General features: G+C 39.1%; 24 protein-coding genes. 8 read left to right on the top strand and 16 right to left on the bottom strand.

Features of this window, described 5'->3' with window-relative positions; all coding sequences use genetic code 11:
* Nucleotides 1-12: 12 nt before the first annotated feature.
* The 4 genes from MHI18_RS11405 to MHI18_RS11390 form a co-directional block, all read right to left on the bottom strand.
* On the bottom strand, nt 13-663 hold the full coding sequence (locus MHI18_RS11405; RefSeq protein WP_340847461.1) for a hypothetical protein: 651 nt from the start codon (nt 661-663) through the stop codon (nt 13-15).
* Between the two features lie 220 nt (nt 664-883).
* Nucleotides 884-1,705: an ABC transporter ATP-binding protein gene (locus tag MHI18_RS11400; RefSeq protein WP_340847460.1), complete on the bottom strand. Its 822-nt coding sequence runs from the start codon at nt 1,703-1,705 to the stop codon at nt 884-886.
* Nucleotides 1,702-2,706 carry a FecCD family ABC transporter permease gene (locus MHI18_RS11395; protein ID WP_340847459.1) on the bottom strand — a complete coding sequence of 335 codons (1,005 nt, stop codon included), beginning with the start codon at nt 2,704-2,706 and terminating at the stop codon, nt 1,702-1,704. The genes MHI18_RS11400 and MHI18_RS11395 overlap by 4 nt, the downstream gene beginning before the upstream one ends.
* 18 nt (nt 2,707-2,724) lie before the next feature.
* The gene (locus MHI18_RS11390) at nt 2,725-3,831 is read right to left on the bottom strand and encodes an ABC transporter substrate-binding protein (RefSeq protein ID WP_340847458.1); all 1,107 of its coding nucleotides are present in this window, start codon (nt 3,829-3,831) and stop codon (nt 2,725-2,727) included.
* Nucleotides 3,832-4,038: 207 nt separating this feature from the next.
* Between MHI18_RS11390 and MHI18_RS11385 the strand changes: the two genes are divergently transcribed.
* The 6 genes from MHI18_RS11385 (at nt 4,039) to MHI18_RS11360 (ending at nt 10,337) form a co-directional block, all read left to right on the top strand.
* Nucleotides 4,039-4,671 (top strand): phosphate starvation-inducible protein PhoH, encoded by a 633-nt coding sequence (locus MHI18_RS11385; protein WP_340847457.1) that lies wholly within the window; start codon nt 4,039-4,041, stop codon nt 4,669-4,671.
* Nucleotides 4,668-5,273 carry a hypothetical protein gene (locus MHI18_RS11380; protein ID WP_340847456.1) on the top strand — a complete coding sequence of 202 codons (606 nt, stop codon included), beginning with the start codon at nt 4,668-4,670 and terminating at the stop codon, nt 5,271-5,273. Before MHI18_RS11385 ends, MHI18_RS11380 begins: the two co-directional genes overlap by 4 nt.
* A gap of 287 nt (nt 5,274-5,560) precedes the next feature.
* Nucleotides 5,561-6,628 (top strand): 23S rRNA (adenine(2503)-C(2))-methyltransferase RlmN, encoded by a 1,068-nt coding sequence (rlmN, locus tag MHI18_RS11375; RefSeq protein ID WP_340847455.1) that lies wholly within the window; start codon nt 5,561-5,563, stop codon nt 6,626-6,628.
* Between the two features lie 256 nt (nt 6,629-6,884).
* Nucleotides 6,885-7,727, top strand: a complete 843-nt coding sequence (locus tag MHI18_RS11370; protein WP_445669968.1) for an SAM hydrolase/SAM-dependent halogenase family protein — start codon at nt 6,885-6,887, stop codon at nt 7,725-7,727.
* Nucleotides 7,728-7,901: 174 nt separating this feature from the next.
* Nucleotides 7,902-9,086, top strand: coding sequence for a hypothetical protein (locus MHI18_RS11365; RefSeq protein ID WP_340847454.1), 1,185 nt, complete (start codon nt 7,902-7,904; stop codon nt 9,084-9,086).
* A gap of 75 nt (nt 9,087-9,161) precedes the next feature.
* Entirely contained in the window at nt 9,162-10,337 is a 1,176-nt protein-coding gene (locus MHI18_RS11360; RefSeq protein WP_340847453.1) for an amidohydrolase, read from the top strand.
* A 57-nt stretch (nt 10,338-10,394) separates the two neighbouring features.
* On the opposite strand, the gene MHI18_RS11355 is transcribed toward MHI18_RS11360, so the two are convergent.
* From MHI18_RS11355 to MHI18_RS11320, 8 genes are all read right to left on the bottom strand, one after another.
* On the bottom strand, nt 10,395-10,928 hold the full coding sequence (locus MHI18_RS11355; RefSeq protein WP_340847452.1) for a hypothetical protein: 534 nt from the start codon (nt 10,926-10,928) through the stop codon (nt 10,395-10,397).
* Nucleotides 10,921-12,663, bottom strand: a complete 1,743-nt coding sequence (locus tag MHI18_RS11350) for a sensor histidine kinase (protein ID WP_340847451.1) — start codon at nt 12,661-12,663, stop codon at nt 10,921-10,923. Before MHI18_RS11350 ends, MHI18_RS11355 begins: the two co-directional genes overlap by 8 nt.
* Entirely contained in the window at nt 12,660-13,340 is a 681-nt protein-coding gene (locus MHI18_RS11345) for a response regulator transcription factor (protein WP_340847450.1), read from the bottom strand. Before MHI18_RS11345 ends, MHI18_RS11350 begins: the two co-directional genes overlap by 4 nt.
* Before the next feature lie 76 nt (nt 13,341-13,416).
* Nucleotides 13,417-13,884, bottom strand: a complete 468-nt coding sequence (locus tag MHI18_RS11340) for a hypothetical protein (RefSeq protein ID WP_340847449.1) — start codon at nt 13,882-13,884, stop codon at nt 13,417-13,419.
* 140 nt (nt 13,885-14,024) lie between these two features.
* Nucleotides 14,025-14,360, bottom strand: a complete 336-nt coding sequence (locus MHI18_RS11335; protein ID WP_340847448.1) for a heme oxygenase — start codon at nt 14,358-14,360, stop codon at nt 14,025-14,027.
* A gap of 101 nt (nt 14,361-14,461) precedes the next feature.
* Entirely contained in the window at nt 14,462-15,169 is a 708-nt protein-coding gene (locus MHI18_RS11330) for a pseudouridine synthase (RefSeq protein WP_340847447.1), read from the bottom strand.
* A gap of 176 nt (nt 15,170-15,345) precedes the next feature.
* On the bottom strand, nt 15,346-16,074 hold the full coding sequence (locus MHI18_RS11325) for an amino acid ABC transporter ATP-binding protein (protein WP_040374678.1): 729 nt from the start codon (nt 16,072-16,074) through the stop codon (nt 15,346-15,348).
* A complete protein-coding gene (locus tag MHI18_RS11320) occupies nt 16,061-17,500 on the bottom strand; it encodes an amino acid ABC transporter substrate-binding protein/permease (RefSeq protein WP_340847446.1) in 1,440 nt (479 codons plus the stop codon). Before MHI18_RS11320 ends, MHI18_RS11325 begins: the two co-directional genes overlap by 14 nt.
* Nucleotides 17,501-17,921: 421 nt before the next feature.
* Here MHI18_RS11320 and MHI18_RS11315 point away from each other — a divergent pair, with 421 nt between their 5' ends.
* Nucleotides 17,922-19,367 (top strand): DEAD/DEAH box helicase, encoded by a 1,446-nt coding sequence (locus MHI18_RS11315; protein ID WP_340847445.1) that lies wholly within the window; start codon nt 17,922-17,924, stop codon nt 19,365-19,367.
* Between the two features lie 131 nt (nt 19,368-19,498).
* On the opposite strand, the gene MHI18_RS11310 is transcribed toward MHI18_RS11315, so the two are convergent.
* A complete protein-coding gene (locus MHI18_RS11310) occupies nt 19,499-19,684 on the bottom strand; it encodes an SE1832 family protein (RefSeq protein ID WP_340847444.1) in 186 nt (61 codons plus the stop codon).
* A gap of 244 nt (nt 19,685-19,928) precedes the next feature.
* On the opposite strand from MHI18_RS11310, the gene pulA reads away from it, so the two are divergent.
* Nucleotides 19,929-21,860, top strand: a complete 1,932-nt coding sequence (pulA, locus tag MHI18_RS11305) for a type I pullulanase (protein WP_340847443.1) — start codon at nt 19,929-19,931, stop codon at nt 21,858-21,860.
* Between the two features lie 68 nt (nt 21,861-21,928).
* Here pulA and cstA read toward each other — a convergent pair whose 3' ends face one another.
* From cstA to MHI18_RS11290, 3 genes are all read right to left on the bottom strand, one after another.
* On the bottom strand, nt 21,929-23,731 hold the full coding sequence (gene cstA, locus MHI18_RS11300; RefSeq protein WP_340847442.1) for a carbon starvation protein CstA: 1,803 nt from the start codon (nt 23,729-23,731) through the stop codon (nt 21,929-21,931).
* Between the two features lie 154 nt (nt 23,732-23,885).
* Nucleotides 23,886-24,602, bottom strand: a complete 717-nt coding sequence (locus MHI18_RS11295; protein ID WP_340847441.1) for a LytR/AlgR family response regulator transcription factor — start codon at nt 24,600-24,602, stop codon at nt 23,886-23,888.
* A gap of 1 nt (nt 24,603) precedes the next feature.
* On the bottom strand, nt 24,604-26,343 hold the full coding sequence (locus MHI18_RS11290; RefSeq protein ID WP_340847440.1) for a sensor histidine kinase: 1,740 nt from the start codon (nt 26,341-26,343) through the stop codon (nt 24,604-24,606).
* Nucleotides 26,344-26,527: the final 184 nt, after the last annotated feature.

Here is a 26,527-nt window from a genome sequence, read left to right as displayed (position 1 = left end):
AAAGGTATTTTTCTAAGTCTCTCCTTCTTTAGTTAGTGCGACCATTACTTCATCTTTGCCTGCTGTCTGCTCTAAATGGCCTGTAAGCTTAAAAATTCCGTCTGCCTTTTGAAATCCGTTTTCAACATCCAGAGTGACTAGATTTTCTTGTCCAAACGGAGTAAAGGTCACATCTCTCTGGTAATCTGGATGAACATTAAATACGGAAAAAGAAGCAGCATGATAGTAATAATTATCCCGGGTTTTACTTGGGACCTGGACAATGAAATCATACATGCCTTCTCCATTAAAAAAATGAATCGTTTGCTTAAATTTTCCGTCTTTTAGGGGAGTGTAATAATCATGTTGCCCTCCTGCGGGCTCTTGTTCATCAGATAATGCCTTTATCCATACATAATCAGATTTCAATTCTGAAGATTCTTCTATCTCTCCTTCAATAATCAACTGACCATTAACGGCAAATTCTTTGTACAGAGGCTGTTTTAGCTTTAACACAACCCCTTCGCTATTTTTCATCTGTTTAATTGGTTCCTGTGCTAGTTCTTTGTTTTTTTCCTTAACTAGTTTTTCATACTTATTTTCTGGAGCGCTGACTGCTTTTGTGTCTTTATGTTCAGTATCACTGCATCCTGCTAGGATAAACAATAAGCAAATGACGCTCATAAACCCTTTCGTACTCAAAAAATCACCCTTCCATATATTTTCCTTTAATAACCAGTTTTTAATCTTACGTTTATATTCTTATTTTGGTTTCTGCGCCTTATGTCCTCTTTTTTTGTAATAAATAGGTATAAAGTATGTAATGAAAAAAGTCGAGGGGAATAAAAAAATAGAAGTAATGTGATAGAGGAGGGAAAGTGCATAAAAAAAACAGTGACCGAAATCATCGGTCACTGTTATCTAATCCAAAATATTTAGGGACGATGGTTTCAAATACCTGACCATTGTCGCTATGTAACAATTTTTTCACTTCAATATCAAAGTAATGAAAGATGTTTTCCTCTGTCATAATTTCAGAAACAGGGCCCGTAATGACAGGTTTATTTTTAGCGACCATAAGTACCTTATCACCAAAGTAAAAAGCATGATTCGCATAATGAGTATTGATAATGCAAGCTAAGTCTCGTTCTTTGACCAACTTTTTAATGGTCTGCAAGATGATTTTTTGCTTTTGAATATCTAGATGTGATTCTGGCTCATCTAGTATTAAAATTTTTGGATCTGATACCAATGTTCGTGCAATCAATGCCAGCTGAAGCTCACCGCCGCTGACAGCTGTACAAGACTGATCAGCTAGATGCTGAATGCCTACAAGTTCTAGCGCATCAAGCGCAGCTTGCCGGTCCTCTTGTGTGGGCTGTGCATAAGCATGAATTAACAATGCACGTCCCATTGTGACTAGATCTAGGATCGAGTAACCAAAGGTCATTTTGGAAGCCTGAGGTACATACCCAATTGTTCGCCATACTTCTTTTTGACGTAGAGTTGAAAGTGGTTTCCCATTTAATAATGTTTCGCCTTTTTCCCATTTCAGGAGACCCATAATACATTTTAATAAGGTTGTTTTCCCTGCACCATTTGGACCTAGAATCGACATGATTTCACCAGGATGCAAGTCAAAGGATATATCATTATTGTATAAATAGGTTTGCTCTTTGCTCTTTGCTTTTTGATAAAAAAAGTTTCCATCTTTTATTGAGATCAATTCCAGCCGCCTCCTGTTTTTCGTAATAAATATGCGAAAAAAGGTGCCCCGACAATCGCTGTTAAAATCGATAATGGGATTTCTGCTGAGGTTAAACTTCTCGCTAAGTTATCAATCATCAATAAGTACATCGCACCTATAGAGACGGATGCAGGTAATACATATTGATTGTTACTGCCAACAAGCATCCGAGCGATGTGAGGAATGATCAGGCCAACCCAGCCGATAATTCCAGCTATCGCAACAGCTGCAGATGTTATTAATGTAGCGCCGATAATGACGAGCCATTTCATTTTCATGACTGATATCCCAAGTGACTTCGCTTCTTCATCAGAAAGAGATAAGATATTTAACCGCCATCGTACAACATATAATATGATAATTCCGGTTAAAATGAGTGGTCCGCCTATAAATAAGTCAGAATAACTAGCTGTTCCAAGGCTTCCCATCAGCCAGTAGGTAATGGATGGGAGTTTTTCCTCGGGATCAGCTAGGAATTTGACTAATGATATGAGAGCCTGAAATAAGGCACTTGTTACGACTCCTGCCAAGACCAGCATAAAAATAGGCATTTCACGTTTAGAACCGCCAATCAGGAATGTGAATCCAATCGCTGCCATACCCATTACTAGAGAAAATAGTTGCATGGTAATCCCAGTACCAAATAATAAAATACCAATGGACGCACCAAACCCTGCTCCAGCCGAAACACCTAGAATGTCAGGGCTGACTAATGGATTAGCAAACATTCCTTGGAAAGCTGCACCCGCAATGGATAATCCGCCGCCAATAAGCATCGCAAGTAAAATTCGCGGTAACCTTATATTCATGACCACTGTTTCTTCCATAGCGGACCAGGTTTGTTCAATAGGAAATAGCTGTGAAAGTAATATTTTGATCTGTACGATAAAACCGACTTCAAAACGTCCGATACTAATCGAGATAAGACCAAATATTAAGGGCAGCGTCCAAAGTGAAAATTTTATAAACTTGGATTTCATTTGAAAGCCACCTTTAACTTAATATTTTGCTGCTTCTGAGGGAGGGTTTAAGATTTGCTGAACTTGTTCATTGTTCAACTTATAATTATAGAATCGTGAATAGTAGTCTTTAATTTCCTCACCCATGTCATAATCAAAACGATCTGGATAGTTATGTTGAGCCATCCATTTAAGCATTAAAGGAGCATCTCCACTTGGTGGATACCAGCGGTAGATTCCAAGGGGCATTTTATATACTTTTTTGTCTTGAACTGCCTTTACTTGGCTCCAGTCTTGACTAGAAAAAGTGTTATTATACAAATCATCCGGCTGTGTCTCGGTGAAGTTTGTAATATAGATAATATCTGGATTCCATTTATAAATTTGTTCCATGTTTACGGCTTTTATTCCTTCGATGTCTTTAGCTGCAACATCAATTCCACCTGTAGCATCTAACCAGCGATTTCCATGCATACCTGTTCCAGCAACAGATATTTCACCATTACTATGATATTGAAGGACCATCACCCGAGGCTTTTCTTTTTCATCCACCTCAGCAAGTGTTTCATTAATCATTTTCTGGTTTTCTTCACCCTCTTTAATAATTTCATTAGGGCGATCCGTTGTTCCAGTGATCTCACCAGTTAATGTTAACCAGCGATTTAATGTATCAAGCGGATTTAAAGAAGTTGTATTTGTATCTAGAGCTACAGTGGTAATGCCTGTCTCTTCAAGTTTATTAATTGTTTTCTCTTGGTTAGCAATTTCAAAATACACTTGAGGATTTAGCGACATCAACTGTTCAATATTTACTTCGCCGTTCTCAATAAAATTGGTTTTAGCGTCGAGAATGGATGGTGATATATCTTTCAAAATTGAATGTGAGGCTGCGTTATATGAATTTGGATGAATTCCTGTGATCTCGTCTGTAGAGTTGGTTGCGATATACCATGTTGAAAAGTATGGTAGAATACTTCCCATTACGACAGAGTCGAGTTTTGAAGGGATCGTGACCTCACGATCTAATTCATCAACTACTAACTTTGATTCTTTGGTTGGTTCAAGATCTTTAGATGTATCTGCATCGCTGCAGCCTGCTAACAAAAACAGTAGAGATGCGGTGGATATAATAAATTTCCTCTTCATTTTCTTACCTCACTCTGTTAGAATTCTAAATGATAATGATTTTCATCATCATATACTAATTTACAGGAATAAATATTTTTGGTCAATTGTTTTTCTATATTACAATAATAATGCTTGTCGTGCATAATCACAACAAGTGTAGGTATGTTTCATAATAGAATTAACATAGTAAAGATAAATAGCCCATTACTGATTGGAGGATGTATGTTGACGCAGCTTAGAGATATCTTATATTTAGATCCAGGTCATGCATTTGGATTACAGAATCGTACTAATTCATTTATACAAGAAAACTTTACACAAATTGATCAGTACATGTTTGATAAGGTAGACTTAGAACCATTTAAATGTCTATTCTTTCATGACTTTATTGATCAAGAATACCTCTATATACATAAAGAGAAGATTGCTTCCTTTTTAGAGAAAGGAAGGGTAGTTATTTTTTGTGGACACTTATTCAAAGAATGGCTGCCGGGCTGTTCACTCTTTACGCCGAAAACCATCAATAGTTTTGCGGATTATACCATTTCAAAAGCAATAGAGCATCCGATATTTGAAGGTGTAGAGCCAGAAGATATGACTTTTAATAAAGGGGTTGCCGGCTTTTTTGCACGAGGCACACATTCACCCGTTCCAAGTCAGGCTGAAGTCCTGCTTAACCTTCCAGGGATGCCGATTACCTATATCGATCGAAACACGACCAGAGGAACCATTTTAGTTCATGCTGGGCGGGATCTTTTTTCTCATCGGATGCAAAATAAATCAACTGACCGTATAAGTACACAGCTTCTTCAATGGGTACAAGATGAATTTGAGTCAATAAGGGGAGAAAAACAATGAGGAAAATAGCTGTAGTTTATAGTGGTAACGCCTCACATTATCGAACCTTTAATGAACCCAAATATAATCAGTACCTTGCAGAGCTTATTTACTTTCCAAACTTTTTAGAAACGCCAATCAATCATTTTGATGTGTTGCTCGTTCCATCTCAGATGAATGAAACATTACTCCTTCAAGCAAAAGAAAAAATTCATGCTTATGCGGAGCAAGGTGGAATTGTGGTTGCATTCGGCCCACAGCCTTGGGAATGGCTGCCTAATCAAAAATGGGAAGAAAGAGAAACAAACTTCTGGTGGTGGAAGGAAAAAGGTGCTAAAAGCGGGTTGGTATTGGCTTCACCAGAAAACGACCTATTTAATTACATCACGTTATCAGACGCTACATGGCATCAACATGGGGTTTTCTGGCCGGTTGCGGGAACAGAAACGTTAATCGCAACAGAAGACGGCGGTTCAGTCATGTATCTAGATAAAGTCAGCACAGGTGGCACATGGATTATTACCACGTTAGATCCTGATTATCATTTTGGATCATACTTCATGCCCGCGACTGAACGTTTTCTTGATGGATTTCTGCCTTGGCTGGCGAATGGAGAAATCTAGGTTAATTGAAGACATCGAGCAGAGTGATACAAACAAAGGACAGGCGGACCTGCAAAGGTTGCCTGTCTTTTTTTATATATAGGAAGAAAATAAAAGAAAAGCAGAAGGAATCTCCTCAACTTACTTGCCGTAGTTGGGTTGTTTTTTTATGAATTGTTTTGTAAGGTATCATAGAACAATAATGGTGAATCCTTACAAGTAAATCAGGATCTGAAGGATTGCTAATTTATGCTGAATGAGTAATAGTAATAGTAGAAAAGTTATCAATATGAGAAGAGGGTTAAGGAATGAGGAAAGAGTCCATTTATGGATTAACATTTGAACAACTGACCGAGTGGCTAATGGAACACGGACATAAAAAATATAGAGCGACACAAGTTTGGGACTATCTATATCGGAAGCGGGCAACTGATTTCAGTGAAATGACTGATGTAAATACTGACTGTATTCAGGTGTTGGCTGATAACTTTTCCATTCAAACACTGACAGAGCATGTTAAGCAGGAATCTGCGGATGGAACGGTTAAGTTTTTATTTAAGCTGAAGGATGGCAATTTAATTGAGACAGTTCTAATGAAACATAAATATGGTCTCTCTGTTTGTGTGACGACGCAGGTTGGATGTAATATTGGCTGCAGCTTCTGTGCGAGCGGATTATTAGCCAAGAACCGCGACTTATCGGGCGGAGAGATTGTTGAACAGATTATGAATGTACAACTTTATTTGGATAAAAAAGAACAGGATGAGCACGTCAGTCATATTGTTGTAATGGGCATTGGCGAGCCATTTGATAACTTTGAAAATATGCTGGATTTCATTCATGTTGTGACCGACCGAAAAGGCTTAGCAATTGCTGCAAGAAGGATTACGGTGTCCACGAGCGGTTTGGCTAACAAGCTGTATGAATTTACGGATGCCCAACTGCAGGTTAACCTTGCGATTTCACTTCATGCACCGAATAATGAGCTGAGAACGAAAATTATGAAAATCAATCGTGCATTTCCAATTGAAAAACTGATGGAAGCACTTGATTATTACTTAGCTAAGACAAATCGTAGAATCACGATTGAATATATTTTATTGAAGGATTTAAACGATCACCCAGAAGAAGCTGAGCAGCTTGCCGATCTTCTAGATAATAAAAAACAGCGTGTGTATGTTAATCTGATTCCCTATAACCCAGTTGATGAACATAGTCAGTATCAACGCAGTGACCAAGAATCAGTTCTAGCGTTTTATGATACATTGAAAAAAAGAGGCGTAAACTGCAAAATTCGTCAGGAGCATGGTACGGATATCGATGCAGCTTGCGGACAGCTTCGTAGTAAGCAAATGAAAAAAGCGGAAGCAAACTAAGCATTTAGGATATGGGTAAAAAGCGTGGATTGAAGTACCAACTTCGACCATGCTTTTTTTTCATTGACTTACCAAGAGGTGAAAAGTTAGAATATTATTAATATAAAGATTTATCTTAATAGATTAGATGAATAGTTTTGTCTCCATTTAAAAGAAACCATAAATAACACCAGTCCTTTTTATGTTTTGATTAAGGATAAGGTGTTTTTATTTTATAAGATGACGCAATAAAGACCCTTTCAGATGGAGGTAAATAATGACTAATCTATTGGTTTTTCAGTCAGATTTTGGAATTAGTGATGGTGCAGTTAGTGCAATGTATGGGGTGGCTTTATCAGTAAATAAAGAACTGAAAATCAGTGATATTACCCACGATATTCCCCCGTTTAACGTTTGGGAAGGGTCCTATCGTCTGTTACAGACTGTACCATATTGGCCTAACGGTACGGTTTTTGTTTCAGTTGTTGATCCAGGAGTAGGCTGTGACCGCCGAAGTATTGTCGTCAAGACAACGGATGAACAATATATTGTGACACCAGATAACGGAACACTCACCCATCTAAAGAAAAAGGTTGGAATCACAGCTGTCCGCATGATAGATGAGACAGTTAATCGTCTGCCGCGTTCTGGTGAGTCCTATACGTTTCATGGCCGTGACGTATATGCATATACGGGCGCTAGGCTTGCAGCAGGTGTCATTGAGTTTGAAGAGGTAGGTCCTGAAGTTTCGGTTAATTCGCTAGTGGAATTCCCACTTGTTGATTCATATCTAAGTAATAATCGTATTACAGGGATTATTGAAATTCTCGATATACGCTTCGGTAATCTATGGACAAATATCCCTCGAAGTATATTTAACCAATTAGAGGTTGAGATTGGCGAGAAGGTCACTGTTGAGATAGAAAGCGGGAATCAACAGGTCTATGCTCATTCTATGACATATGGAAGATCCTTTGCTGATAGTTCGTTAGGGGAAGCGCTAATTTATGTCAATTCACTTGATAATATGGGGATTGCACTTAACCAAGCTTCTTTTGCGAAGACATATAAGATTGGAACGGGAAGCACTTGGGAGATTACCATAGTTAAAGAAAAGTAAATGCAGACTTCACTGAAGAAAACACGATGGAGGGTTCATAACTGAATCTCCCATCGTGTTTTTTTGATGAAACAACAATTTTTCTGTATATACAGAATTATCTTTTAATTTAGATTAGTAAGTGCTAGTATATTAAAATAACTAAATTTCATAAAAAGGAGCACAGATATTCTTATGTCACAGATGTTAGCTTTAGTCATTATGGTTTTAATATTATTTATTGGAGAAGTTGTGGCTGTTCGGACAAAAGCTATCGTCCCATCGGTTTTTATCTGTGCAGTTTTATTTTTGCTAGGATATTGGACGTTTTTCCCAAAAGATATTGTGGAAATAGCGGGTGTTCCGCCAGTTGTGGCAACCATGTTAATTTACTTATTAATTACGAATATGGGTACGCTGCTTTCTATTCAAGAACTAATAAAACAATGGAAAACTATTTTAATCTCCCTTTCAGGAATACTAGGAATAATCGTTGTATTGTTTACGGCTGGGACTTTCCTTTTTGGAGTAGAAACAATTATCGTAGCTATTCCGCCTTTAGTGGGTGGTTTAGTATCTGCACTAATCATGTCGGAAGGGGCAGCAAATGCTGGTCTTGATAGTTTAGCTATTTTTGCTATCGTCATATACGTAATGCAGGGATTTGCAGGGTATCCGCTGACATCAATCGTCCTAAAAAAAGAAGGGAAAAGGCTGCTAAGTGAATACCGCAGCGGCGAGCTGGTCAGGAAGGAAACAGCCGTCTCTGTTTCAGCAGAAAAGTCGGAGCTTTCTTTATTTAAAAAGCTGCCTGAAAAGTACAATACGGATTTCTTTAAATTTTTAAGGCTTGCTTTCGTTGGCTATCTTGCTTATCTCATTTCTACCTTAGTAGATCCACTCGTTACCATAAGTCCCTTCGTTCTCTGTTTATTATTTGGGGTTATTGGCAGAAGTATTGGGTTCTTAGAAAAGCATACACTGCAAAAAGCAAATGGATTCGGGTTTGCTATCATGGCTTTGATGCTTTATATCTTCGATGGTTTAAAAAGTGCTACGCCTAGTATGATGCTCGAAATCTTATATCCACTAGTGGGTTGTATTATTTTAGGTGTAATAGGTATGTATATCTTTTCATACATAATCGGGAGGATATTAAAGGTAAGTAAAGAAATGGCATTTGCCGTATCCTTAACAGCTCTCTACGGTTTTCCGGCTGACTACATCATCACCAACGAAGTCATTAAAGCTCTGACTACCGATGATGAAGAAAAAGACATGCTGACTAGTCAAATGCTTCCACCTATGCTTGTTGGAGGGTTTATCTCGGTTACAATGGTTTCGGTTGTATTAGCGGGGATCTTTGTTGGATTTTTATAACTTAAAAAAGGACTGTGTAAATTTACTAATACTCGGAAAATATGAAACTGTAACTTATTATGGGGGTTGATTCACTTGAATCATAAAACGATAACAAAATCGATACTAGAACACACAGAAGAATTAACTGCTCTTCGCCGTAAGTTACATAGTGAGCCGGAGCTTTCCTGGCAAGAAGTAAATACTACAGCATTTATTTGTTCGTATTTAGAAAACTTAGGGATTCCCTATCGTAAAACGAATCCAACAGGAGTAATTGCCACCATCGAAGGGGGTCTTAAAGGAAAAATAGTTGCGTTAAGGGGAGATATGGACGCTTTATCTGTAGAAGAAATAAATACAGACCTGCCATACGCTTCGAAAGAAAAGGGAAAAATGCACGCCTGTGGTCATGATGCCCATACTTCGATGCTTCTTATAGCGGCTAAGGTGTTAAACGAAATCAAGGATGAGCTTCCTGGCAGCGTTCGTTTGGTATTTCAACCTGCTGAAGAAGTGGCAACTGGTGCTAAAGAGTTGGTTAAACAAGGAGCCATGGAGAGAGTAGACAATGTTTTTGGTCTGCATATTTGGTCTCAGATGCCGACTGGAAAAGTTTCGTGTAATCCGGGGCCTTCATTTGCATCAGCGGATATCTTCAATGTCACATTTAAAGGCAAAGGCGGACATGGAGCAATTCCACAAGATTGTATAGATGCAGCGGTTGTTGCTTCTTCATTTGTGATGAATGTTCAATCGGTCGTATCAAGAACAATTGATCCGCAAAAACCTGCTGTTCTAACGGTTGGGAAGATGGTAGCTGGAACGCGTTTTAACGTTATTGCTGAAAATGCTTTAATAGAGGGTACTGTACGATGCTTTGACAATGATACACGTATTCATATTGAAAAACAGCTCAAGCGGTATGCTGAACAGACAGCAAGCATATATGGTGCAACGGCTCAAGTGGAATATATCAGAGGTACACAAGCTGTCAGTAATGATACATATAGTGCAAGGCTCGTGCAGAAGGTTGCTTCTGAAGCGTTTGGCGAAGATAGTATATATGATGAAAAGCCTACGATGGGCGGCGAAGATTTTAGTTTCTATTTAGATGTAGTTCCAGGCTGCTTCGCGTTAGTCGGCTGCGGAAACCATGAAAAAGATACAGAATGGTCTCATCACCACGGCAGATTTAATATTGATGAGGATGCACTCGTGGTTGGAGCAGAGCTCTATGCACAATATGCTTGGTTTTATCTAAACGAATAGAACTGGTTAGTTAAAGGGAACCCGGAGACTCATAATTGAGACTTTCCGGGTTTTTCTTTATAGAAGCGTGATGGTTTTCTGCCATGTAACTTGTTCTTTTGCCTCATTTTCGAAATAGAAAATGACTACTCCTGTTTCTCCCTTCCATGAGGGATCATAGGAAAATCCCATGAATTGTCCATTACCGCTGATATAAAAGCCCTTATTGCCTGTTCCGCCATTCCTGATGGCTTCTTGGGTAGTATTCGTAACATCATGGTTTGAATCCCAGGCCATCTTAGCAAGACTGTATCCATCTGGCAGCTTCTTAACTGAAAAATAAAACTGATCAGGTGGTTCCTCCTGAGTTTGGTCAATGATCATGAGAACTTGTTCTTTTGCAGAATCAATTTCATTATCATGATCCTTATCTTTTAGATTTCCATCGCTTTCTTTATCATTTTCTTCGTTCTCTTGCTGTTCACTTTCCGATTCCTTTATGTCAGTTGTATCTTCATCTTTAGGCGGTTCTGCACGTTGATCTTGGCTGCAGGCTGTCAGGACGATAAAAAGAGACATGAATACTAGATAGAGTTTGATGTTACTATTCATTTGTATCCCTCTCGCTTTCTTTTAATCTAAAGAAAAAGACGACTCCATCGGCTGTGTTTTCTGCCCCAAAAGATCGGCCATGAAGATGTAAGATTTGACTGACAATAGCCAGACCTAAACCGGTACCTCCGGATTTACGGCTTCTCGAGTATTCGATTCGGTAAAATTTTTCCCAAATCCGCTCCAATTGGTTGATAGGAATTCGTTCGCCTTTATTTTTAATACGAATCTCAATTTCATCTGCTATGTGTAATAGAGTGACATAGATGGATGACGGAGGAGAGGCATGGGCTATGGCATTGCTTAACAGATTGACGAGAACTTGTTCGATTCTTTTTTGATCAGCCTGGACAATTCCATGTGTATGATTGGTGATCACAACCTCTAGGGATTTCTGAGCAAGTTGTTGAATGAATGTATCGCGTACAAGGTTGATTAAGTGACTGACGGAAAAGGACCTTATATGAAGCTGAACAGCTTCCGCCTCATATTTTGATAACAAAAGTAAGTCCATGATGATTTCATTCATATGATCGATCTCATGCAGGATATGAGAGAGGTAGCGTTCTTTTTTATGTTCAGCTACTCCATCTTGAAGTCCCTCTGCAAATCCTTTGATAATTCCAAGCGGCGTTTTTAATTCATGTGAGACATTACCGGTGAATTCTTTGTGCAGCTGTAAGAGTTCCTGTTTTTTATCCATATCCTTATGCAGCTGTCGATTAGCAGTCTCTAACTCTTCTAATGTCGCTTTCAAGTTATCGGACATCTTCTGAAGACTAGCGGAGAGAGCCCCGAATTCATCAGTTGAATGAGAAGGAGTCTTGATAGAAAAATCGAGATCAGCCATACGTCGTGCGGTTTGGCTCAAAGATATTAACGGTTTAGATAGAATACGTGAGTAAAAGCCTGAAATAATAACAAGCAGGATAATGCCGAAAGCTGCAAAATACAGAAAATAGTGTTGAATGGTTTCGACCGCTTCATCCACTGGCTGAAGCGTTGTGGAGGCAGCTAGATAATAGGGATCTCCGTTAAGTCTAATTTTCTGGATAAGCAGAATATAGGGGATACCGCTCCATTGATCGGTCCATTTGTATTGAATCGTTTCATTATTCAACGAATCTTTGTCGGGCATTATATTCATCCAGCTGCGTAAGATTTCTTGGTTTAAACTATCCTGAAAGTATGCGTTAAACGATCGGTTTTTAGGTAGTGTATAATTAGTCACCGTGCCCTCAATCGTTACTAATTCTTGCTCTGGCGGCACAGTAGACGGGGCAGACAGCGTAACAGGTTGAATAATGGTTTCTGCTTCGTCCAGATAGAATCCGTCAACACGTAGACTATCCCCATGTTTAATCTGGCTAGGTACATCATTTAATTGAATGCCCTCTCCAGAAAGTAATATGGTCTTGTTCTCACCGTCTGCCAGCAGTTCGATCCGATAGGAATATAAAGGCTGGTTGGTAAAATCCTTATTTAGCAGGGAAAGTGCTGCATTATTTTGGTTCATAAATTCTCCTGTTAATTCAGCTGTCTTGCCTTCATCTTCCGCGTGCTTCGAGAGAATAGGACCGAGTGTTTTTAGGTTTTTACTTAATTGGCCGATCTTATTTTCAAAGTAAAATTTCTCGAAAAATAAAACTTGGCTGAGCAGAAGAAGAGAATAAAAGAGGGAAAAACAGATAAGTGTAACCATAAATAGCTTTAGAACAACAGAGCTTTTCTTCATTTTTCTGCCTCAAATCGGTAGCCCGCACGAATAACAGTAACAATTCTTTCACTTTCAATGCCTAATTTAGCCCGCAACTTTTTTATATGAGTATCAACGGTTCGAATATCCCCAAAATAATCAAATCCCCAAACGGCATTTAAAATAGTATCTCTTGAAAGAACGATTCCTTTATTTCGGACTAGATAGATAAGCAAATCATATTCTTTCGGCGATAAGTCTATGTCTACTCCGGCAATCGTTACGGAGTAGGACTTGGTGTTCAATTCTAACGAACCGAACTGCAGCAAAAATTCTTCCCCGCTTATTCTTCCTTCTGCTCGTTTTAACAAAGCCTTAGCCTGTGCAACTAATACCCTTGGACTAAAGGGCTTTGTCACATAATCATCAGCGCCGAGCTCGTATCCTAACACCTTATCGTCATCTTCCCCATTGGCGGTCAGCATGATAATGGGCACGTCAGAAGACTTTCTAATTTGCTTGCAAACCGTCCACCCATCTAATTCGGGGAGCATAATATCCAAGATGACCAAATCAATGGAATGTTGCTCGAAAAGATCTAATGCCAGTACCCCAGTTTCTGCTTCATAGATAGTCCAATGTTCATTTTCAAAATAGTCAGTCACAATTTCACGGACGAGCGCTTCATCTTCGACCAATAATAGGTTATGTTTCAAAAAAGGTTCACCTCTTTATCCCAAGAAATCCTTATTGCCCAATTATAACGGGGCAATAAGGATTAAGGAAACGATATCATTTGTTAATGCCATAGATCCCGAGCTTCTTATTGAATTTACTAATCCAAACCTCGCCGCTCCCAGTCATTGCACCTTTATAGTTCACAAATACTTTATCTGGTTTTTGTTTGAGAACAGAGTTTTTTACCTTTTTTGTCATGATGGTCTTGTATTCTTTAATAAACTGTTTTTGATTTTTGATGACTTTTGTTTTTCCATTGCTATTCACATTCAGCGGGTAATAAACGAGTTTAGATACGGCTTTTTTATCATTTTTAGCTACAGCTTTTTGTAAGTTAATAAAATAAGTGTTGAATTCCTTTTGTGTAAAACCGGCAACATAGAATTTATCTTTTGTTGATTGTACGGTTTGTGTGGTCTCAGTATTTTGAGATTGAGTTGTTGCTGCCTGAGCGGGAGTAGTAATAATAAATGTGGAAAGAGAGAGTGCCAAAATAGCTGCGGTCATCCGAGTTTTTTTCATTTGTAGTACCTCCTAATTTGGTATACCCAAAGAATACTATGTTGATGTGACCAACAAGTGTACAAATGAAAAAAGATTAATGAATAGGATATTAGGGGGAAAAAAAGAGGCTGCAGATGAGTGCGCCTCTTTATGTTGATTTATTTAGAGATTGCTTCTTTAACTGCGGCCACTTCATAGGTAATTAGTTCACTGCCTATAATAGGTGATTCCTTTTTAACTTCGTCTGCACTTGGTTCAGGACGTTTATGAGCCGCTTTAAAGGCATCGCTATTTCTCCATGCAGTAAAGTTATCAAGGTTTTCCCAGTACATATTTACATTTAATTCATCATAGTCTTCAAGATTTTGTGTTAAAAGGACTTCTACTTTTACAAAGCCTTCAGTTGTATCCAGCGGGCCAGGTGCTGTAAACCCTGGAGCCATAACTGCACCCATGCCTTTTTTTACCTTGATTCGATTGGTTACGATTAGCATTATTTACATCTCCTTCGTTTAAAGTTGTTCCTCTTTAGTATTGCCGATAGCTTTTATAAAATCAAGAATTGGAGATGATAATATTTCCATAAAAAATAGGTTTACCACTCTTTTGGTTCGTAGTTTAAATCCTCAAATAGTTGATTACGTTCTTTTTTTGTCAGATCACGCCATTGACCAACTGGAAGACTGCCAAGCTGTATATTCATAATCCTTACCCGCTGTAAACGATACACTTCATACCCTAGTTCGGCACACATGCGGCGAATTTGACGATTTAATCCTTGAGTGAGGATAATTTTAAAATCAAATTTGGAAAGTTGCGTAACCTCACACGGTAACGTTATCGTATCAAGGATTTTTACACCAGAAGCCATTTTCTCTAAAAATTCTGGTGTTATGGGCTTGTCTACTGAAACAATATATTCCTTTTCATGCTTATTTTCAGCTCTTAAGATTTCATTTACGATATCCCCATCATTCGTAAGGAGAATTAATCCCTCTGACTCCTTATCAAGGCGTCCAATATGTGATATGCGCAGAGGATGATTGACTAAATCAATTATATTCCCTTTAACTTTTTTTTCTGATGTACTCGTGATACCTACAGGTTTATTTAACGCAATATAGACATTGTTTTTCACAATACCGATTTGGGCTCCGCTGACGCGAATATCATCTCCAGGTTCCACTTGATCACCTATTTTAGCAGTTTTTCCATTAATCGTTACTCTGCCTTCACTGACTAATTTATCTGCTCCGCGTCTGGAGGCTTTTCCAGATTCGCTTATAAATTTATTAATTCTCAAAGCATGGACACTTCCTTATTTTAGAGTTTACTGCCTTTCCATGAAGAGAAGAGGCATATACGCTATTTATCTTCTTTAACAATACAATAGGTAATTACCTACATGCAATATTCTTAGCATCCAAACCAAAAACGCTGAAGTAAGAGAACTCCAGCGTTTACTAGTAAGGTAATCTTTTATAAAACTTTATCCAAGAAGTCTTGTGTTCTTGGATGTGTAGGGTTGGTAAACACTTCTGCAGGTGTGCCTTTTTCAACAACCAATCCGCCATCCATAAAGATGACTTGGTTGGCGACTTCCCTGGCAAATCCCATTTCATGTGTAACGATGACCATTGTCATGCCTTCAGTTGCCAATTGTTGAATAACTGCCAGAACTTCTCCGACCATCTCTGGATCTAAGGCACTTGTTGGTTCGTCAAACAGCATAATATCAGGATTCATGGCCAAGGCTCTTGCGATGGCGACACGTTGTTTTTGTCCGCCGGATAGTTGAGCAGGTCTTGCATTCGCTTTATCTGCCAGACCAACGCGATCCAGTAATTTCAATGCAATTTCTTTGGCCTCTGCTTTTGTATTTTTCTTTAATTCTATTGGAGAAAGTGTGATATTATCTAGAACTGATAAATGAGGGAATAAGTTAAAATGCTGAAAAACCATTCCAATATTTTCTCGAACTTTATTAATATTGACTTTCTTATCTGTCAGCAGTGTATGATCAATCATCACTTCTCCGCCATTTACTTCCTCTAATAAATTCATACAGCGTAAAAGGGTGCTTTTTCCTGAACCAGAGGGACCAATTAGGCAAACAACTTCACCTTCCTGTACCTCAAGATCAATGCCCTTGAGTACTTCTAATGAACCATATGATTTTTTCAGTTGATTGACCTTAAGCTTTGCCATTCTGGATTCTCCTCTCTAAACGCTGCGATACTTTTGTTAAAATCATGATAATAATAAAGTACATTAACCCAACGATTAACCACATATTAAATGATTCTAAATTTCTGGCGATAATGATCTTACCGCTTTGAGTTAATTCATTAATTCCTATGATCGAGAGAATAGAAGTATCTTTCAATGTGATGATAAATTGATTAATGAAAGAAGGAATCATTAACGTAATGGCTTGAGGAAGAACAACCTTTGCCATTGCTTTTTTGTAAGGAAGACCTAAGCTGCGTGCAGCCTCCATCTGGCCCTTATCTACAGATTCAATACCTCCGCGGACAATCTCAGCCATATAGGCCCCAGCATTTAAGCTAAGGGTCAATAGACCTGCTGTAATTGCTGAAATACGGAAATCAAGTGCAGCAGGAACACCAAAGTAGAAGAAGAACGCTTGTACAATCAGCGGTGTTCCACGGAATATGTCCACATAAATACTGCCCAGTATATTTAACGCTTTATTTTTAGCAACTCGGCACAAACCGAATACAATTCCGAGTATGGAAGCGATAATCAACGAAACAACCGTCAGCATCAATGTCATGCCTAACCCTTTTAACAGACTTGGATAGCTCGATTTGATTAAACCGAGAACCCCTTTATCTTCATCGCTTTTAGGTGCTGATAGGTACGTGTCTAAGATCTTGTCGTACTCACCTGATTCTTTTAAATTACTTAGCCCTTCATTAAATTGCTGAATAAGCTCGGGATTTTGTCCTTTAGAAACGGCAAAACCATATGAGCCGCCGGATTCCTTCTCCGTAACTAGTTCAAGTCCGTTACCTTGGTTAGCTCCGTAAGCAAGAACTGGATAATCATCAAAAACAGCAGTAGAATTACCTGTTTTTACATCATCATACATATTGGCTGAATCATCGAATGTGACAATTTTAAAACCGTATTTATCTTTAATACTGGTAGCAAAGCTTGCACCTTCTGTACCTGTTTTAACCGCGACTTTTTTTTCTTTTAAATCTTTATATTCTTTTATTTTGTCATTGCCTTCTTTAACGGCCATGACCACACCAGAATCAAAATATGGATCAGAGAAATCAAATTTATTTTTCCGTTCATCGGTGATACTCATACCAGCAATGACGCCATCTACCTGCTTGGATTCAAGAGCTTGTACGGCAGCATTAAACCCTAAGGGCTTAATTTCTACTTTAAATCCTTGATCTTCAGCGATCGCGTTGAGTAAATCGATATCAATACCGACATACTCACCGTTTGTTTCTTGAAATTCAAATGGTGCAAAAGTAATATCTGTAGCAATTTGATAGGTCTTTTCGTCGGTTGTTGCTGCTTGAGCGAATGGAGCTATGAATGATAGTAATAAGGTCATTAATGCGATCATTAACGGTTGTCGAAATTTCCTCATGATTTCCTCCTTGATATATGTTAGAAATAAAAATAATTATAGATAAATACTCTTACTAGTGGTATTTACCCAATAATAAATGAAAATAAGAGTTTAATGTAATTTTTTTTTTAAGAAAGTAGTTTTAGCTTACTTATCTGCATCCGTTCGGATGAATGGGTACACAAATAAATAGGGTATAGAAAGAGTGCGTTCCACGTGAAACAATTTTCGTAGATAATTCATTACAAAGAGATAAATGGTGGGTATGTAGGCATGTTTTCCTGTGAATATAGACTGATGATTGTTTTATCATTCCCTTTGTTTCTCGTAAAAATCTCATTATGGTTCGTTTTCGAGTATAATGGGAAGTTGGATATAATATAAGTAGAACGGACATGGGTTAGGAAATACGATACTATACAATAAATGAGGCAGCTATATGACGAAAAGAAAATTTACAGATTACGCATTAAGTGATGAAATTGTACGTGCACTCGAGGATTTAGGGTTTACTGTGCCAACAGAGGTACAAAACGAAGTGATTCCGGTTGCCCTGAAGAAAAAAGATCTGGTTGTAAAATCACAAACGGGCAGTGGGAAGACAGCGGCATTTGGGATTCCTATTTGTGAAATGGTGGATTGGGCAGAAAATAAACCTCAAGCCTTAATTTTATCACCAACACGTGAACTGGCAGTTCAAGTGAAGGAAGATATCACGAATATCGGGCGTTATAAACGTATAAAAGCAACGGCTGTTTATGGTAAACAACCATTTGCTCCACAGGCAGCTGAGTTAAAACAAAAGAGCCATGTAGTGGTTGGTACACCAGGCCGCGTCCTTGACCATATTGAGAAGGGAACGCTAGCTTTAGATCGTTTGAGTTATCTAGTAATTGATGAGGCAGATGAGATGCTGAACATGGGTTTTATTGATCAAGTAGAAGCAATTATCCATGAACTGCCTAAAAAACGGGTGACGATGCTGTTCTCAGCTACCCTTCCTGAAGATATAAAAAAATTATCAAATAAGCATATGAACAACTCTACGGATATTGAAATAAAAGCAACGGGTTTAACAACGGATAAAATTGATCACTATGTTTTGGAAGCTGGAGATAGTGATAAAACAGCCTTACTTCACAATCTAATGGTGGTAGAAAATCCGGATAGCTGCATTATTTTTTGCCGTACTAAGGATCGTGTTGATCAGCTGTGTGATGATCTTGCGGATTTGAATTACCCAGTGGATAAGATTCATGGTGGAATGGAGCAAAAGGAAAGATTGGATGTCATGAATGAATTCAAGCGGGGAGAATTCCGTTATCTAGTGGCCACAGATGTGGCAGCAAGAGGCATAGATATTGACAGCATCACACATGTCATTAATTATGATCTGCCATTAGAAAAGGAAAGCTATGTACACCGAACAGGCAGAACTGGCCGTGCCGGTAAAAAAGGGAAGGCCATTACGTTGGTTACCCCATTTGAGGATAAATTCTTAAGTGAAATAGAAAGTTATATAGGATTTAATATCCCAAGAATGAAGGCTCCTTCTAACGAAGAGAAAAACAACAGCCAGGCTGATTTTGAAAAGAAACTTGCTGCTCAGCCAACTATTAAAAAGTCTAAAAGTGACCAGTTAAATAGTCAAATCATGAAGCTCTATTTTAATGGAGGCAAGAAAAAGAAAATCCGTGCTGTTGATTTCGTGGGAACCATCGCTAAGATTAATGGCGTTTCAGCTGAAGATATTGGGATCATCACCATTCAGGATACTGTCTCATATGTTGAAATCCTTAATGGAAAAGGACCGCAAGTGTTAAAAGCTATGAAAAATACAACCATAAAAGGTAAACAGCTAAAGGTTCACGAAGCCTTGAAATAAGTTAGGAAAACAGTTCACAGATATGTGAGCTGTTTTTTTATGGCAGGGCAGCAAACATCACTATTTGGGGAAGGAAACCCAAAGGCACGGCTTCCAGATCCAAATAGCTCAGCCCCTATTTTGTTGTAGATTTATTCTTCATCAACGTCTAATCGCTGCTGATAAAGGGCCTTTAGTTCGTCCTGAAGCCTGTCTAGTTGTTTTTCAATTGGGCCGCTGTTTCCATTTACAGAATCCAATTTTTCCATATCATCTTGTAAGCGTACAAATTCGGCTTTGACGTCGGCGATTTTATAGTCGAGGGTTTCCTTATTCATCTTGACATCTCCTTTTTACTTTTCTCTATTCATACCATAAAAAAGATGGTTTGTGAATGAGAGAGAGAGGCTTATTAACCATCATATTAGATTTTTCGGAAAATTCATCTACCTGTTACTTATGGCTTATGGATGTGAATATGCAGCTTTCATCTTACATAAGCTTATTAGAGTAACGATTCCAACATGCGCTCATTATCTTGTTTGAAAATGCTGGAAATGTGGAAAAAGTATAACGGGAATTTTGTCGAAGGAGGTCTTCGTTATCGAGCATATCAACCAGCACTCATATATAGAGACAAGGAGCACCGCAGAGGAGATTGACCGCCTCTTTTATTATGATGGTGAGGATTTAGGTAATCGGTATCATGAACAGGCAACTGTCTTTCGTTTATGGGCGCCTCTTGCAGCAGAAGTGAGATTAGTACTATACGAACAAGAGGAAGAAAGCGGGAAAGAAATGCTGATGGAGCGTTCTGAGAAGGGAACGTGGGCAGCAAAGTTAGAGGGTGACCAAGACGGCCTAGTGTATACGTATAAAGTAAGAAGCAATGAACAGTGGAAGGAAGTCACTGATCCGTATGCACGTGCTGTAACGGTTAATGGTGAAAAGGGAGTTGTAGTCAATCTCAAGAGCACGAATCCTGAAAATTGGTCGACTGAAAAGCCTAAGCATTCTTCTGTGATGGACACGATTATTTATGAACTTCATATTCGTGATGCCTCTATTCATCCGGAAAGCGGGATTGTTCACAAAGGGAAATATTTAGGATTAGCAGAGACAGGGACGACTGGTCCTACAGGTATGGATACAGGGCTTGATTATATTAAAAGCTTAGGTGTTACGCATGTACAATTGCTGCCGATGTTTGATTACGCAACAGTCGATGAAGCAGACGATGAACGTCTACAATATAACTGGGGGTATGATCCCAATCATTTCAATGCTCCGGAAGGCTCCTATGCAACAGATCCCTTCGATCCGAAAACAAGAATTAAAGAAATGAAACAAATGATTCAATCTTTTCACGATCAAGGATTACGAGTGATTATGGATGTGGTCTACAATCATGTTTATTCGGTTGAAAATTCTTCCTTTAACAAACTAGTGCCTGGTTATTATTTTCGATATCACAATGGTCAATTAGTGAACGGGACAGGCGTAGGAAATGATACGGCATCAGAGCGGATGATGATGAGAAAATTTATTGTTGATTCTGTTTCGTATTGGGCAAATGAATATCAATTGGATGGGTTTCGTTTTGATTTAATGGGGATACATGATGTTGAAACGATGAATCAGGTGCGCCAAGCCTTGGATGACATAGATCCAAGTATCATTCTCCTAGGGGAAGGATGGGATTTACATACAACGCTGCCCGCAGACCAAAAAGCGAATCAAAAAAATGCCTCCCTAATGCCAAGAATTGCTCAATTTAATGATTTTTTTCGTGACAGCTTGAAGGGAAGTACGTTTGACACGACGCAAAAAGGTTTTATCAGCCATTCCCCCGGTCTTGAAGAAAATATGAAAAGGGGTATTTGTGCAAGGAGCTACGACCATATTACAGCGACCTTTACCAGTCCAAGTCAGGTGGTTACTTATGCAGAAGCGCATGATAACCATACACTTTGGGATAAGCTCGAAATCTCGAACAAAGATTTATCGCCTGCGATTCGTAAGCGCATGCATCGTCTTGCTTCAGCTATCCTCTTAACCTCTCAGGGTATTCCTTTTCTTCATGCAGGACAGGAATTTATGCGGACAAAAAGAGGGGAGGAAAATAGTTATAAGTCACCGGACATCATTAACCAGCTCGATTGGAGACGGTCTGCAGAATATACTGATGATATCGAATACATCAAGGGGCTGATTACGCTTCGTAAAACTTATCCGAGCTTCCGTTTGGAATCGTATCAGTTAATTCACCAGAACGTAAACTGGATCGAAGCTCCGGCCAATGTTATCGCATACAGATTGTTCGGTCAACCAAATGAATTGGTTGTGATTTATAATAGCAATCCGTGGGAAGTAGAAGTCAACTTGCCCTTTAAAGGGGATTGGTCGGTCCTTGTAGATAATGAAAAAGCCGGGATAGAAGACATTTCCGTATATAAAGCAAGCTCTGTAAACGTATCAGAAATCAGCACGCTTATCTTAAAAAAGAATGACTAAGAGGTATGGAAACTGAATTAAGAGCAGTAATAAAAAATCGACCGCCCCTAATTGGGACGGTCGATTTTTTACGCGGATTTAGTTGATTGAGCAACTAATTCCGCTTGCGGAATCTTCCAAAGCTCGGTCCATTTCTTTATCGATGTAACGATGATAATTAAGCCTAATACTAGCATAATAATAGAAAGAACCCCATTGATTACACTATATCCTGCAGATGCTGAATTCAAATACACGTTCTTAACCATCCAGTATCCGGCAACATTCACGGTTACGTATAGATAAGCAAGGGGAATCAGGCAGGTAAGAATATACCAGCGTTTATCAGCGATTTTTAGAATAACAGTCGTACCAACAATTAAGCCAATTGATGCCATCAACTGATTAGAAACACCGAAGAGTGCCCATATCGAGCTGATATCTCCGGAGTAGAGTAAGTAGCCCCAGACAAAGCAGGCTAATGCGCTGGCAAATAGATTACCAGGAAGCCAATCAACACGCTTAAGCGGTTTATAAAATTCACCGAAAAAGTCTTGAATTAGATAACGGGCAACGCGCGTGCCTGAGTCAATAGCGGTTAGGATAAATACCGCTTCGAATAGGATCACGAATTGGAAGAAATAAGAAGCTAAGTTCTCAAACCAAGGAATAGCCGTGAAGATATAGGTCATACCAACAGCTAAGGTAACCGCCCCGCCTGTTCTACCTTCTAAGTCCATGCCGATTTCATTACTTAGTTCACCTAAATGAACAGTTTGCATACCTAGTGTTTCAAAAACCTCAGGAGAGGAGTTGATGGCAAAATAATCTCCGGGCTGTAAGGCAACCGCAGCAATTAAGGCCATAATTGCAACTAAACATTCTACAAGCATCGCACCAAATGCGACGGGTTTAATATCACTCCAGCGATTTAGCATTTTTGGTGTGGTTCCTGAACCAACAAATGCATGAAAACCGGAAATAGCTCCACAAGCGATTGTTATTGAAATAAATGGCCATACGGGACCAGCTACAATCGGCCCCCCGCCATTAATAAATTCAGTAAATGCAGGGAATTGGATATCTGGATTAACCACAAATACACCAATGATTAAGGCAATAAATACGCCGATTTTCATAAAAGTACTTAGATAATCACGAGGTGCCAGCAAGAGCCACACTGGTAATGCTGCCGCGAAAAAGGCATAGATTGGGAGAATAAGAGCTAAAGTACTTGCTTCAAGAGATAAGAAATCTCCAAATGCCGTATTTTGAATTTGTGGTCCTAAAAAAATACCGGCCATAATTAAGATGAAACCGACAATGGTTGCCCACTTTAGGTTTCCGGTGAGTTTATGGTAGATACCAACACCCATTGCAATTGGAATCGTAATACCGACGGCAAAGGTTCCCCAAGGGTTATTTTCTAAAGCATGAAGCACAACCATAGAAAGGCCGGCCATTGTAATGGTAATGATGAAAAGCATAGCTAGACCTGTACAAAAACCTGCTACAGGACCTAATTCTTTCTTAGCTACCTCAGAAAGAGATTTTCCATCTTGACGCATTGAAGCGAATAAGACGACAGCATCATGAACTGCCCCTCCGACGACTGCTCCGATTAACAGCCAGAGCAATCCTGGCAAATAACCAAATTGGGCTGCAAGAATGGGACCAACCAGTGGACCTGCTGCGGCAATAGCAGCAAAATGATGTCCGAATGTCACCCACTTATTTGTTGGTACATAGTCCTTTCCGTCTTCAAGTGTATGTGCGGGTGTCGGAATGGAATCATTGAGTTTTAATACCTTGGCAGCTATAAAGGTACCGTATAAACGATAGGCAATTAATAAGATACAGATTGAAGCGATTACTACTGTAACTGCATTCATTTTTCATCCCCCCAATATTGTTGTAACGTAATTTTACTAAATAAAAACGCTTACATTGGGTTTTCACTTCAAAACACCAAAATACTGGATGTGAAATACATAATTGCACCATTGGAATACATTCATTACAGTCGGATCAGGGGCTCTTAAGCGATTAAAAACCGATAAGCTCTTTTAAATCTTTTACATACGTACGAGAAACGGGAACTTTTACTCCGTTTTTCATGGTGATGTTGTAAGTCGAATTAAACCAAGGCTCAATTTCACTGATATGTTCGACATTTACCAGATAGCTTCGGTGGACTCGGAGAAACATAGAGCCGCTTAACTTCTTTTCCAGCATGGTCAGGGTTTCACTGATTGTATATGCCTGATTATCCGTGAAAATAGTGCATTTCCCGTCTGCTGAGGTCATATAAAGAATCGAATCACAATCTATTAAAAGAATCCGTCCTTCCAGTGAAACGGCAATCCGTTTAGGATTAGTCGAAATGGCGTGGTTCCTTTTTGTTTTTTGCAGGATGATCTTTTCAATTGTCTGTTGAATTCGTTTTTCGTCAAATGGTTTTAAGATATAATCACTCGCACCCAAGTCAAATGCTTGAAGAGCAAATTCGTCATAAGCCGTCGCAAATACAATAGAGGGTATAGGATTTAGCTCCTGCAGGCGTTTTGCCAGCTGCAGGCCATTCTGGTCTGTCATTTCGATATCAACGAAGACGAGGTCAGGTTGATAGGCAGAAATTTGTTCTAATGCCTCTTCAAAAGACGCTGCTTCTCCGGTAATTTCCACCAGTTTACTGCGGAGCAGCAAATACCGTAGTTCATCCCTCGCAAGTGGTTCATCATCAACAATATACACCTTTAGCATGTTAGTCAGAAACTCCTTTTTGATCCATAGGTATGGTGATTTTGATTGTTGTTCCTGGGCTGCATGAATTTGATTGTATAGATAGGGCAGCCCGGCCGTTATATATTCCATCAAGTCTTTGCTTAATATTATAAATAGCTGTTCCAGTACCTTTCTCAGAAGAAACAATCTTTTTTCCTAACTCCAGCATTCGTTCGTCTGATATGCCTTGACCATTATCCTGTACTGAAATATAAAGAAATCCTTTTTGAGTATAAATGGTTATTGTAATTTCTCCTTGTACGTTCAACCTTGAAAATGCATGGTGAATGGTATTTTCAATGAGCGGCTGAAGAGTGAAAGGGGGAATTAAGATTTTTTCAAGACCCGGAGCAAGCGAATAGGTCATCTTGTATCGGTCAGGGAAACGGGCTTGCTCTAGTAATAGATATGCATGTACATGCTCGAGTTCCTTCTCCAGTGGAATTAGAAGTTGGCGGGCACCTTGCAGGTTACTGCGAAAGAAGGAACTGAGACCGAGTAAGAGTGACCGGGCTTTTTCTGAGTCTGTCCGGCATAAGACAGAGATGGTATTAATACTGTTAAATAAAAAGTGCGGATGTACTTGAGCCTGCAGGGCTTTAATTTCTGCATCTTTTAATAGACGAGTTTGTTTTTCCGCTTCGGCTAATTCAAGCTGAGTAGAAAATAAGTTTGCTAGTCCTTCAGCAAGCTCCTGGTGGACGTCATCAAGTTTATTTGGATTTGTAAAGTACATTTTTAACGTACCTACTGTCTCCTGGTGAACTTTTAACGGAAGAACAACGGCTGCCGCTAATGGACAGTCTTTATGCATGCAGTAAATATCATCTTTGGTTCTAGCAATCAATAATTCTCCGAGTTGAAGAGCTTCTCTGGTTAATCCAGTCTCCAATCCTTTTAGTGGTATATGATGGTCACTTCCGGCACCTGCATGAGCTAATACTTGTTTATCATCTGTAATGGCGATGGCATCGGCATTTGTCAGGTTGAGGACGATGTTAGCAATGGCACTGCAAGAATCCGGGTTCAGGCCTTTCCGGAAGAAAGGAAGAGTTTGGTCTGTGATGCGGAAGGCGCGATTAGTTTGCAGTACTCGTGTACGCTGATCATCCCGAATGATCGACTGAAGAATGAAAACGAATAATAATGAACCTAAACCATTTATCAGAATCATCGGTAACCCAATAACCTTTACAAGTGCTAGTGCTTGTTCGAATGGTTTCGCAGAAAGTAAAATAATTACCATCTGAAACGCTTCCATAATCATCCCGATTCCAACAGCAAATATCGGTGTAATTTCTCCACCCTTCATCCTTCGCTGTCTACCTAATAAACCAGCAGCAATCCCAGCAGCTACTGATGAGATTGCACAGGCAGCTGCTGTAAAGCCCCCGAGAGATAAACGGTGAATGCCCGCGATTAACCCAATGCCAAGGCCGACCCAAGGCCCCCCTAGTAATCCGCCAATACCAATCCCCATTACCCGTGTATTGGCCAATGCATGTTCGGAACCGACATCGGTGAGCCACTCTGAGTGAACAATTGACTGATCATTAATTTCTATTCCAGTATAATTACTGATGATTCCGAAAAAACCAAATAAAAGAATAAGCTGTATTTTTCCTGGTAGATTTTGTTCATGATTGACGAGTTTTCGAAAGGACTTCATTTGTGATAACAAGAAAGCGAGTATGACAATAATTCCGACTCTTTCAATCATTAATGGCAATAAAGTAATCAAGGTATCCCCTTTAACTTCCATAGTCTTTTCTATCGATTTTAACTAAATAGTAGTTTTTTGTCGATTCTAGTTTTTTTTATTTGTGTGAATAGTCTTGTTTAACTTTAAAAATATCGTGGTAAACCATAAGAAAAAGCAACATAAATTTATCCAGACTTTTTAT

Origin of the sequence: Peribacillus sp. FSL H8-0477 (assembly GCF_038002765.1) — a bacterium.
Taxonomy (GTDB): Bacteria; Bacillota; Bacilli; order Bacillales; family DSM-1321; genus Peribacillus.
The sequence above is the reverse complement of the archived record's forward strand: the minus strand, read 5'-3'. Positions and strand labels throughout refer to the sequence as shown.

What these genes read in the sequence shown, in the direction of transcription:
- MHI18_RS11405 (WP_340847461.1), bottom strand. Translation starts at nt 663, where the DNA reads ATGAGCGTCATTTGCTTATTGTTTATCCTAGCAGGATGCAGTGATACT.
- MHI18_RS11395 (WP_340847459.1), bottom strand. Translation starts at nt 2,706, where the DNA reads ATGAAATCCAAGTTTATAAAATTTTCACTTTGGACGCTGCCCTTAATA.
- MHI18_RS11390 (WP_340847458.1), bottom strand. Translation starts at nt 3,831, where the DNA reads ATGAAGAGGAAATTTATTATATCCACCGCATCTCTACTGTTTTTGTTA.
- MHI18_RS11380 (WP_340847456.1), top strand. Translation starts at nt 4,668, where the DNA reads ATGAGGAAAATAGCTGTAGTTTATAGTGGTAACGCCTCACATTATCGA.
- rlmN (WP_340847455.1), top strand. Translation starts at nt 5,561, where the DNA reads ATGAGGAAAGAGTCCATTTATGGATTAACATTTGAACAACTGACCGAG.
- MHI18_RS11370 (WP_445669968.1), top strand. Translation starts at nt 6,885, where the DNA reads ATGACTAATCTATTGGTTTTTCAGTCAGATTTTGGAATTAGTGATGGT.
- MHI18_RS11365 (WP_340847454.1), top strand. Translation starts at nt 7,902, where the DNA reads ATGTCACAGATGTTAGCTTTAGTCATTATGGTTTTAATATTATTTATT.
- MHI18_RS11355 (WP_340847452.1), bottom strand. Translation starts at nt 10,928, where the DNA reads ATGAATAGTAACATCAAACTCTATCTAGTATTCATGTCTCTTTTTATC.
- MHI18_RS11350 (WP_340847451.1), bottom strand. Translation starts at nt 12,663, where the DNA reads ATGAAGAAAAGCTCTGTTGTTCTAAAGCTATTTATGGTTACACTTATC.
- MHI18_RS11340 (WP_340847449.1), bottom strand. Translation starts at nt 13,884, where the DNA reads ATGAAAAAAACTCGGATGACCGCAGCTATTTTGGCACTCTCTCTTTCC.
- MHI18_RS11335 (WP_340847448.1), bottom strand. Translation starts at nt 14,360, where the DNA reads ATGCTAATCGTAACCAATCGAATCAAGGTAAAAAAAGGCATGGGTGCA.
- MHI18_RS11325 (WP_040374678.1), bottom strand. Translation starts at nt 16,074, where the DNA reads ATGGCAAAGCTTAAGGTCAATCAACTGAAAAAATCATATGGTTCATTA.
- MHI18_RS11320 (WP_340847446.1), bottom strand. Translation starts at nt 17,500, where the DNA reads ATGAGGAAATTTCGACAACCGTTAATGATCGCATTAATGACCTTATTA.
- MHI18_RS11315 (WP_340847445.1), top strand. Translation starts at nt 17,922, where the DNA reads ATGACGAAAAGAAAATTTACAGATTACGCATTAAGTGATGAAATTGTA.
- MHI18_RS11310 (WP_340847444.1), bottom strand. Translation starts at nt 19,684, where the DNA reads ATGAATAAGGAAACCCTCGACTATAAAATCGCCGACGTCAAAGCCGAA.
- cstA (WP_340847442.1), bottom strand. Translation starts at nt 23,731, where the DNA reads ATGAATGCAGTTACAGTAGTAATCGCTTCAATCTGTATCTTATTAATT.
- MHI18_RS11295 (WP_340847441.1), bottom strand. Translation starts at nt 24,602, where the DNA reads ATGCTAAAGGTGTATATTGTTGATGATGAACCACTTGCGAGGGATGAA.
- MHI18_RS11290 (WP_340847440.1), bottom strand. Translation starts at nt 26,343, where the DNA reads ATGATTGAAAGAGTCGGAATTATTGTCATACTCGCTTTCTTGTTATCA.